Origin of the sequence: Mycobacterium sp. (assembly GCF_002863225.1) — a bacterium.
Taxonomy (GTDB): domain Bacteria; phylum Actinomycetota; class Actinomycetes; order Mycobacteriales; family Mycobacteriaceae; genus Mycobacterium.
Map to the genome: position 1 here is coordinate 1 of NZ_PKEK01000029.1, position 9737 is coordinate 9737.

The 9737-nt window shown below is 64.1% G+C and carries 7 protein-coding genes and 1 pseudogene; 5 read left to right on the top strand and 3 right to left on the bottom strand.

Going from position 1 to position 9737, the window contains the following annotated elements; genetic code table 11:
* The first annotated feature begins 161 nt into the window (after positions 1-161).
* From CYU59_RS07240 to CYU59_RS07255, 4 genes and pseudogenes are all read left to right on the top strand, one after another.
* The gene (locus CYU59_RS07240) at positions 162-1946 is read left to right on the top strand and encodes a hypothetical protein (RefSeq protein WP_084394953.1); all 1785 of its coding nucleotides are present in this window, start codon (positions 162-164) and stop codon (positions 1944-1946) included.
* Between the two features lie 26 nt (positions 1947-1972).
* On the top strand, positions 1973-4081 hold the full coding sequence (locus tag CYU59_RS07245) for an integrase (protein WP_292980998.1): 2109 nt from the start codon (positions 1973-1975) through the stop codon (positions 4079-4081).
* Positions 4078-4488 (top strand): hypothetical protein, encoded by a 411-nt coding sequence (locus CYU59_RS07250; RefSeq protein ID WP_062654861.1) that lies wholly within the window; start codon positions 4078-4080, stop codon positions 4486-4488. The genes CYU59_RS07245 and CYU59_RS07250 overlap by 4 nt, the downstream gene beginning before the upstream one ends.
* Before the next feature lie 458 nt (positions 4489-4946).
* Positions 4947-5018, top strand: a pseudogene (locus tag CYU59_RS07255) (hypothetical protein); the annotation flags it as partial.
* Positions 5019-5064: 46 nt separating this feature from the next.
* On the opposite strand, the gene CYU59_RS07260 reads toward CYU59_RS07255, so the two are convergent.
* Positions 5065-6405 carry a diiron oxygenase gene (locus tag CYU59_RS07260; RefSeq protein WP_082762321.1) on the bottom strand — a complete coding sequence of 447 codons (1341 nt, stop codon included), beginning with the start codon at positions 6403-6405 and terminating at the stop codon, positions 5065-5067.
* A gap of 390 nt (positions 6406-6795) precedes the next feature.
* Here CYU59_RS07260 and CYU59_RS07265 point away from each other — a divergent pair, with 390 nt between their 5' ends.
* Positions 6796-6942 carry a hypothetical protein gene (locus tag CYU59_RS07265; RefSeq protein ID WP_162563617.1) on the top strand — a complete coding sequence of 49 codons (147 nt, stop codon included), beginning with the start codon at positions 6796-6798 and terminating at the stop codon, positions 6940-6942.
* 425 nt (positions 6943-7367) lie between these two features.
* Here CYU59_RS07265 and CYU59_RS07270 read toward each other — a convergent pair whose 3' ends face one another.
* Both CYU59_RS07270 and CYU59_RS07275 read right to left on the bottom strand, forming a co-directional pair.
* Entirely contained in the window at positions 7368-8363 is a 996-nt protein-coding gene (locus CYU59_RS07270) for an ERCC4 domain-containing protein (protein ID WP_062654863.1), read from the bottom strand.
* Between the two features lie 52 nt (positions 8364-8415).
* A protein-coding gene (locus CYU59_RS07275; protein WP_109761969.1) for an IS3 family transposase occupies positions 8416-9686 on the bottom strand; the annotation gives its coding sequence in 2 pieces (ribosomal slippage) (positions 8416-9407 and positions 9407-9686; 1272 coding nt in all).
* Positions 9687-9737: the final 51 nt, after the last annotated feature.

A 9737-nucleotide genomic window follows, 5' to 3' on the forward strand; every position in this document is an offset into this window, starting at 1 on the left:
GTAGTCATCGCGATGCTCTCGGACCAGCCGCACCGCCTTGGCCTTGGTGTTCTCGTCGTACTTGCTCGGCATCGTGCCATCCTTCCCTCAGAAGAAGGTGCGCACGAAACCCGGGACGGTTCAGCTGGCGTCGGTGAGTCTCGTGTGTTGACGGTCGGAATATGACGGGTCGCCGCGCGGCGCAGCCGGATCCGGCGTGGCGACCGGTATTGCGGCGACGCGGGCTCATCGTGACGTTCGTCAGCGAGGATGGTGCTCAGTCGAAGGATTTCGACTTCGGTTCCCTGCCGGGCAACAGCGGAATCCGCCACGATTTCGCGATCGCGTTCGAGGATGCCACCGGTGTGCTGGGCGTATCCAAGCGATTGCGGGGGGCTGGGGCGCTGTGGCAGGCTGCCCGGCATGCCTGCTGCTGGCTCGCCGAAAACCGTCCAGGAATAGGGGGACTGGCAGATTTGTCAGCCTCGGATGCCCGGCTGCTCGCCCTATCGTGTCGGGTACCCAGCGGCCCTGGCCCCGCACCGAGCCTCAAGACGCTGCTGCGCTGCAGTCCTGTCGTCTCCGATGAGGCACGTCAGGCGTTCGCGCGCGTGCGTCACCAGAAGAACGCGAAGGCGCGACAACCGTACTCCGCCGACGAGATGCGCCGAATCAACGTGGTGGCACGGGGAATAGTTCGGCGGGCGCGCGCACGATTGCGGACTCATTGGGGGATGGTCGCTGACTATCGTGCGGGACAGTTCGATCATCAACCCCGTGCCCACCCCGGGCGCAGTCTGGCCGAAGTGCTTGATCACTGCGCCCGTGAGGGCGACTTCCCCCGCACTGCCTCAGGTGCAAGGGCTTTCGTGACGCGGCGCGCGGTGACCGCAGCTGGCGGATGCCGACTTCAATCGTTGCTGCACTTGAGCCCGGGAGAAGCATGGGCGTTCGCTGTTCTCCTATCCGGACTGACCGGCCTGAACCTGTCAACGCTCGAATCGCTGCCCGCCCCACACCGACAAGCCAGCAGCCCAGACGAGCCCGGCATCGTGTTCGTCAACGCCGACAAGCCCCGCCGTGGGAACCGGTCGGCCATGACGGTGCCAGTGACCGCGCTGCGCCCTGAACCAATGCCGCACGGTGGCGACAATCGGCGCGCCGCCGTGGCCAACACGTCGCTGACTACCGCTTACGGGGTCTTCATGCTGCTGCTGGAACTGACCGAACCGGCCCGCACGCTGACCGGGTGCCAGCACGCCTTCGTCTACTACAGTGCCCAGCCAGACAATGTCGAACAGAAACCCTTCGGATACGGCATCAGCAGAACTGCGTCCGGCGTCAGCGCTCGACGGCGTTGGATGGCACCGTGGCTCACCGGCGATCCCGGGCATGACGACTTGCTCCTCGGGATCAGTATGGATCGGCTGCGCAAAACCTACCTGGAGCAGGTCCGAAAGCCCACGGCCCACACGCCGGCCACGTTGGCTCGTTATCTGGGCCGAATGGAGTCGGTGAGGAACGAGGGGTTCCAGATCGTGGCCGAGGCGCTCGATGAGCAGGTAGCACAAGCGCTGGCCCGGCGCTCGATGACGGTGCATCCGGACAACCACGACAACGGATCCGCCCAGGACGCTGTGCTGGGCAATTGCGCCGATTTTGAGCACTCGCCGATCGACGGTAAACGGTGTCGCCAGTCGTTTATGGCATGCCTTGACTGCAGCAACGCCCGCGCCTTCCCGCGCCACTTGCCCGTTCAATTGGTCGTTGCTGACCGGCTCCGTGACTTGCGCAAGGAGATGCCCATCGGGCAGTGGATCACCGATCACGCGGGTCCCCTCGCGCAACTGGACGACATTTTCGCCGAGTACGAGCAGGCCCAGCTGACCGCCGCGCGAGCCGAGATCACCGACAGCGATCACCGCACAGTCAATCTCTTGCTGTCGGGAAACCTGGAAGCGTCATGACGCAAACAGTTGTAGCACTCGACCTGGTGGCCGGTGTCGACGTCGCCCCCGACACCGAGGTCTTGTTGAACCGCACCCTTCACGTCGATGGGAGCCGGTGCCGATTTGGCGACCCGGTGTGGGACCTGTCCGCGGCGATCGAGGACCGGCACAGTGCCGGACAAGCCGTGCACTGGGATGGGTTCCCGACGCCTTTTCGCCACGCCTGCAAGCTCTACCTGTTCGCCTTGCTCAACGTGGTTGACGATGCACCCCGGCTTGACGGCGCCCGGTCACTCTATCCGCATATCAAGACAATCTGGGGTGAGCTGGTGCCGTTGCGAAGGTTCACGATGTGGCTGGTGGAGATGGGGGTGACATCCTTCGGGCAGGTCAGCACCGAACACCTCAACGGCTATCTGCGCCATGTCACCGAAATGAGAGGTGTCAGCGCCGGATCCAAACGCTCGGCGCTACAGGCGATCAAGCGTCTGCACTTGTACCGGGAGGTCCTGCCTGCGCATTGCCGGCTTCCCGCGGGCGCGTTGTGGGGTGGTGCGAGTGCGCGAGGGCTTGCCAACTATGAGTCATCCTGGGGCAAGCCGAACACGACCCCTCGTATTCATCCCGACGTCATGGAACCGCTGCTCTCGGCGGCGTTGGTGGTTACCAATTCGGTCGCTGCCGATCTGCTTCCCGCAGCGCGCAACCTTCTCGCGATGCGTCACTTAGCCCATCAGATCGCACCCGACATCCGCCGTGCTCCTGCTCGTACGGTGTCGGTATTCGAGACCGCCAAGCAGCAACTCGATTGCGTGCTTGCCGCGCTTGACCGCAACGACGCCTCACTTCCGGGTGTCCGGACGGGCGAAACTACCAGTGTCGATCTGATGGGTTTGGCCGTGGGCGGATGGCTGAACCACGGCGAACTGAAACGTATGAAAGAAACTTCGGTCATGTTGACCGAGTATGGATTGCCGATCGAAGTTGACATGTTGCGCGTCAACACATTCAGCGCCATCGGCACGCGCCCCTGGCGTGAAGACCCCGTCGATGCGATGGAACTCGTTGAACTGCTTCGCCACGTCACAGCAGCCTGTTTCATCGTGATCGCCTACCTCTCGGGTGTTCGCACCGGCGAGGCGCTCAACCTGCGGCGCGGCTGCATAACCCGAGACTCGAAGCTGGCGTTGACATTCATGTCCGGCCACCAGTTGAAGGCCGATGACCGGCGCCGGGACCGATCCCCTGCCACGGTCCCGTGGGTCGTGACCGACGAAACCGCTCATGCCGTCAGCGTCCTTGGGCAGATCACAGTCAGCGACCTCCTCTTCCCAGCCTTCAATTTGTGCTCCCAGGAGCGATTCCTCTACGGCTCCACCCGTACCAGGACGCCAGGGTCCATTAACACCGACATCACACGATTCATTGAATGGTTCAACCGCGAGCTCTGTCCAGCAATCAGCCATCCGCTGATCGCTGCCGATCCGCAGGGCAAGATCCAAGTGCCGCGCCTGCGGCGCACACTGGCCTGGCACATCGTGCGGCGGCCTGGCGGAACGATCGCCGGCGCAACGCAATACGGCCACCTGCACACACAACTGATTCAAGGTTACGCCGGCGGAGCAGACTCGGGATTTCTCGACGAGATCACGTTCGAACAGTTTCTCCACCGCGCTGAGACCATCCACGACGATTCCCAAAGGCTCGAGCGCGGCGAGCACGTCTCCGGTCCGGCTGCCGATGAGTACCGGGCCCGCGTCACCAGAGCAAGGAAATTTGCGGGTTTGACAATCACCACCAAGAGTCAGATCAACACCGCACTATCAAACCCCGACTTGCAGATCCACCACGGCGCGGTCGTGACGTGCGTGTTCCGGCGCGCCACTGCGGCGTGTCTTGACCCTACTGACAGCTCCGCTGAACCCTCCTGGGGTCGGTGCCGTCTTGGCTGCGTCAATGCTGCCCGTACCGACCGCGACGCGGCCAACCTTCGCCAGCATGTCAACGCACTCCAACAAGACCTGGCTACCCCCGCACTCCCCGAACCGCTGCGGCAACGAATTCAGACTCGCCTGACCGAGCACCGAAAGGCACTCGCAGAACACGAATCCAGCCGACCGCCGACGCCACAACAGGGCGGAGAGAACGAATGACTCTCGTGCGCAAAGCCACCCGTAACGATGAGGAACGACTGCTGGTCCAGGCCGCCATGATCCGCCTCCGAGAAAACCAAGCCGAGCGCAGCAACGGAGCGCACACTATTGTGGCCTTGGCTGACGAATCCGGAATATCACGGCAGAGACTCTACGAACATCACAGCGACCTGCTGAACGAGTTCAAGGCATCGGTCGGGTGCGGACCCGTCGCTCCGAATGCCGAGGCACTGCAACGACAACTTGCACAGGCCCGTCATCACCACCAGGAATTGGCTGCCGAAAACGCTCAGCTGAGAAGCAAGATCAGAACGCTTTCCGCGGTGATCACCGAACTCACGCACGAAACCTACGGAACCAACGTCGTTGTTCCGATGCCACGAAAACACGCGGGGCGGAACCGCTGAAGGTAGGGGGACTGCCACTCGGCTTCACGCTGCTTCGGTCGACACGGCCATCACCGCCCTGCGCGCCGTGGTGGAACACCGCGGGGACCTGGTCAAGACGCGCACTCAAACCATTCAACCGGTTGCACGTCCTGCTGACCCACCTCACACCGTCAGGCGCTGCGCGTGGCCTGACTGCTGACCGCGCCGCCGACATCCTGCGCCAGATCCGGTCCCGCGAAGTCGCCCTCAAACGCTGCGCAGCCTGGCCGCTGACCTCGTCGCCGAGATCCGCGCACTCGACCGTCGCATCGCCAAAGCCGCCGGCGACATCGCAGCTGCCGTCGAAGCATCCGGAACCACCCTGACCGAGCTCACCGGAATCGGGGTCCTCAACGCCGCCAAAATCGTGGCCCGAGTCGGCACCGTTCACCCGCTTCCGCTCAGCCGACGCGTTCGCCACCTACACCGGCGCCGCGCCCATCGCAGCCTCCTCCGGCGATGTCACCCGCCATCGTCTTTCCCGCACCGGCGACCGCCAGCTAGGCTAACCGATGTCAGCCGACCGGCGCGTGCATAGTAAGGATGGCAATTCGGTCATAACGTCGGCATGAATTCGGCGAGTGCAAGGATCATGAACACCACCAACGCCAGTCCGATCAACCCACCGGCGGGAACCATGGCCACGCAGACCACCACCCAGACAACCAGCCTGGGCCACTCAAAAGGCTGGTTGCCCACCACACCACCGCGACGGGCCCGCAGCAGATGGTAGGACGCCCACACTGCTGCTGCGGCCGCGGCCACCGCGATGATCCGCAACCCGACCGGTGTCGCCGCAAGAGCAACGCCCGCCATCATCGCCGCGGCCGCTACACGCCGCCACATCACTGCTGGCAGCCCTGCCATACGGATGAACGGTTGACTCCGATCGGGTTCACCGCGGTACCGCGGTAACCGCCCGTCGATACCCAGCAGCGACCACAGCCACCGTGACCAGACCGTGCGTAGCCCAAGGTCTTCGGCGACGCGCCGCACGTCAGCGGCCGATTCAGCCAACATCTGCCGCGATCGGGCGCTACGCCAATAGGCGGCCTTGAACACGCGCCGGGGAATGCCGAACTGCCGGGCGAACGCGCGTGGTGGTGCGATCATTTCGCCGATCAACCACCGAAGGTAGACAGGGAATGCCAAGGCGTACAACATCCGCCGGCACCGTCCCGCCGCGGCAACGCGCTGCGCCAGATACTGGTTGGCGAACGAGATGTGCCGGGCTTCCTCCGCCAGGTGAATGGAGGTGATCTTGTTCAGCAGCGGGGGCACCGCAGTCGAGCCACGATGTTGCAGCGTCTGCTGGAAGTGCAGAGGCTGCTCCCCGCACAGAACTCCGATGAACAGAAAGATGTTGGCGTAGCCGCCAATAAAGCCCAGGATTGGCCCGAAGATCCGTGAGCCTCGCCGCATCCCGGGAACGTCGTCGCCCGAGCGGTTGACAAATTCCTGGAACATTTGGATGTGATGGCATTCATCGGTCAGCTCGTGCAGCAGATACCGAAACACCACAGAGCCGTTCGGCAAGGTCCCGGCGTAGTGAATCACGCCACGGATCAACATCATTTCGAACTGGAGGGTGACCTTGAGGATGTTCGCGGTGATCCAGCGACTCATCTCGATGCGCCGCTGAAGTGGTTGCTGCGCATACCAAGACGTCGTCGCGAGCGGAGCGACGGCGGGATCGAGCTGCCAGCGCGGATCGTTCGCATCCAACAGGTTCTCGGGTGCGTCCCAGTCGATGTCGATGAACGGATTGAATCCCCGCCGAGTACTCGCCCGGCAGAGCGCCGCCACCATGTCGACGTCCAGTTCTCCCAACGTGCCGGTGGTCGCGCGTGGAGCGGTCAATTGAGCGGGCGGGTCGGTGGTGATGTCCACGGTCATGGTGTGACCTCCGTCGGTATCGAAGGAAGCGGGCTGCCCACGTGGGTGCGGCCCGGCGTGGGCAGGACGGTCAAGCGGCGGCCATGGCGTCCTCTGCACTCCCGCGGTCAAATTCCTGCCCGCCAGAGTGACTTCAGCACGGCTTTAGCAACAATGTGAACTGCGCAACAGCAGCAGCATTCCAGTCAACGATTCGTCGCGCTGTTTAGATTTGTTGCTGCCTAGCAACTCATTTCATCAACCCTCCTCCTGACACCAGGCAAGGACAGTCGCGCATGCCGAGGTTTCAGCTACATCGCATTTACTGACAGTAAAACATGATTGCAAGCCGTTTTCTCTGCGAGAAATGGCATCGTGAGCCACACGGCGCGAGTGTGTTCACCGCCGCCCATGAGGCGTTCTGGGCCGCGGCGCGACGTGCTCACGGTGATGGCCCGGGGAACCCGTGAGCTGGTCGAGGTGCTGCTGTTGCACCGCCACCTGCCCGTGGTGGACGGGGTTGGCGGCGGCGACCGGCATCGGCGCAGTGCTAAGTAAGACTAAGCGGCGCCCCGAGATCGTGCCTCCACGGTCTCGGGAGGGGGGATCTCATCCTGGCAAGCGACATCGTACTTGCTCGTCATGAAATGCACCTTCCTACGAAAAGAAGTGTTCATCAAACGTGCATCAAACGTGCATCAAACGCGGGATGGTTCAGTGTCAGCTGGCCGCCGCGTCCCTTCCTGGGGTATTAATTCGATAGGGTCTTCGATAGGGTCAAGGTCAGATTGGTGACGTGAAGACGTGAGACGGGAATTGAGAGATGACGGGTCGACACCGGGCAATGAACGAGCATCGCGCCCGCACCCAGGGGTACGTGTGGCTGGGAGCAGGTGAAGCATCCCGGGTTTGATGCACACCTCGTTTCGTGTGACCGGTGTGCTTCCCGATCTGGTGGTGAGGGTAGTACGCGGCGGTAGAGTTTAGGTTCGGTTCGACGAGTTGGTGTCGTACCAAGCAGCCCAGATCTCGGGGCGGAGCCGGCCGCGGTCGGGTACCGGTAAGCCGGTACTGCGAGCCCAGGCGCGGACTTCCGCGGTGGATGGCGTCGGCGCTGCGGGTGCCTGGTCGAGGTGGGCGATGTCGACTCTGACCGGCGAAATACGTTGCATGGCAGCGTGTTCAGTGGTCGCCCAGGCGTTGGCGGCGGCGAGGAACCGGTAGGTCCATTCCTCGGCGAGCTGGCGGGTCTCGCAGAACACGACGGGCACGTTCGGCCAGCGGATCTGGAGCTCGGCGAGTCCGTCGGCGACCATCGCGGGACGGACGCGGTCAAGCTTGAACAGCTGTGAGTAGCGATCCTCGATGACCACCGCCGCGCGCGGGAGCGCGGCTAGGTCACCGACCTGGTAGCGCAGCTTGCCGCCGGTGAGGCTGGCTACCAGATCGACCAGTGACTTGCGTTCCACGCTGGCGACGAGCTGACCATCGACGACGATCCCGTAGTCCCCGCACGGCAGCGCCCGCTTGACCGTGGTGACCTGCTGGGTTGCGAACCGGTAGGCGTACTGCTCGTGGCTGTCGACAACGATCTGCAGCTCCTCGATGCCGTGGGCGCGGGCGGTCGGGGTGCGCACGTTCGGGCGCGCCTGCTTGCGGGTGCGCGGCGACTGCCAAAACACCACGTCGCGGCCACGAGCCTGGGTGAACACGAGCTGGGAGCGGTTGTGCCGGGACCGGTCGGCGATCACGTCGATCGCCGCGCCGCGCCGACTGCACGACCGAAGCGGCACTCGTTCGACGATCACCGGATTGTCGGGCCACTCGTCCAGCCCTACCGGGTAGGCGAACAAAGCTTTTTCCCGCGGCCAGGTCCCCGACGTGCGAAACAGCAGGTCACCGCCAGCGAGCGGGACCCTCAGCAGCAACCGCAACCGGGAGTCGTCGTCCGGGTTGACCGCGATCAACAACTCCGTCACAAGTCCCGAGTCTGCCATCGGTGTTCGGTGACAGCCCCGTCGCGACCCGCGCCTACGCACTGCTGATGGGGTCACCGGCTTGCAGCCGGGCGTAGTACTCGGCCTCGGCTTCGGCTGGCGGGCGGCGGCCAAGGCGGTGCATGAGCCTGGCGGTGTTATACCAGTGCACCCACGCCGAGGTGATGTTTTCCAGGTCGGCGAGGGTGCGGATCGGTCCGGTACGGAACGGGGAGCCCTCGCGCACGCACTCGGTTTTATAGAGCCCGATCGTGGTTTCGGCCAACGCGTTATCGAGGGCGTCCCCGACGGTCCCGATCGACGGGACGAGTCCGGCCAGCATCAGTGTCTCAGTGAAATGTGTTGCGGTGTATTGCGATCCGGCATCGCTGTGATGAATCGTGTCACCGGTAAGCGGATGTCCCTGCCGCGCCCGGTAGGCCGTGGCTTGGCGGATCGACCGCTCGACGAAGGCGGTGTTCTTCGTCAACGAGCACTCCCAGCCCGCGATCAGCCCGGCATAGGCGTCGATGACGAATGCGGTGTAGCCGAACCCGCCGCCATCGAGCGGCACGTAGGTGAAGTCGGCCACGTCCAGCAGGTTGGGCCGCGAGGCATGAAAGCGCCGCCGCACCAGGTCCGGCGCTCTCGCGGCGGCCGGATCGCGCTCGGTGGTGCGTAGCGTCCGGGCGCGCGTGGCCCCGCGCCAGCCGTGGGTGCGCATGATCCGTTCGACCGTGCAGCGCGCCACCGGGATGCCCTGGCGCTGCAGGTGCGCCCACATCTTCAGGCTGCCGTACAGGCACTCCGGTGGGCGTTTGCCGTGCTCGTCGGGCTCGTAGACGCCGGCCAGGATCTCGGTGATCGTGGTGTCCCACAGGGCCCGTTTCGACGGCGCCGACGACCGGTGCGCCCAGTAGGTGCGCGGGGCGATCGCCACGCCCTGGATAACCAGGGCGCGGCAGATCGGTACGACCCCGAACCGGTCCTTGTGTTCGTCGATGAACTCGCAGATCAGCGGTGTAGCGGGTCGCACTCCCGCGCGAAGAAAGTTGTTGCGGCCTTTAGTATTTCGATCGTTTGCTCAAGTTCCTTGGTTTTGCGGCGCAGCTCCCGCAGCTCGCGTGCGGTCTCAGTCGGCACACCCGCAGCCTCACCGTCGTCCACCTCGGCCTGGCGCACCCACTTGCGCAGCGTCTCCGCGCTCATCCCCAACCGCGCCGAGATCGCGCGCATCGCCGCCCACTCGGTCTCGTAGTCATCGCGATGCTCTCGGACCAGCCGCACCGCCTTGGCCTTGGTGTTCTCGTCGTACTTGCTCGGCATCGTGCCATCCTTCCCTCAGAAGAAGGTGCGCACGAAACCCGGGACGGTTCA

Excerpts from the sequence above, each read along its gene's own strand:
- CYU59_RS07240 (WP_084394953.1), top strand. The coding sequence starts at position 162 with ATGACGGGTCGCCGCGCGGCGCAGCCGGATCCGGCGTGGCGACCGGTA.
- CYU59_RS07265 (WP_162563617.1), top strand. The coding sequence starts at position 6,796 with ATGAGGCGTTCTGGGCCGCGGCGCGACGTGCTCACGGTGATGGCCCGG.
- CYU59_RS07250 (WP_062654861.1), top strand. The coding sequence starts at position 4,078 with ATGACTCTCGTGCGCAAAGCCACCCGTAACGATGAGGAACGACTGCTG.
- CYU59_RS07260 (WP_082762321.1), bottom strand. The coding sequence starts at position 6,405 with ATGACCGTGGACATCACCACCGACCCGCCCGCTCAATTGACCGCTCCA.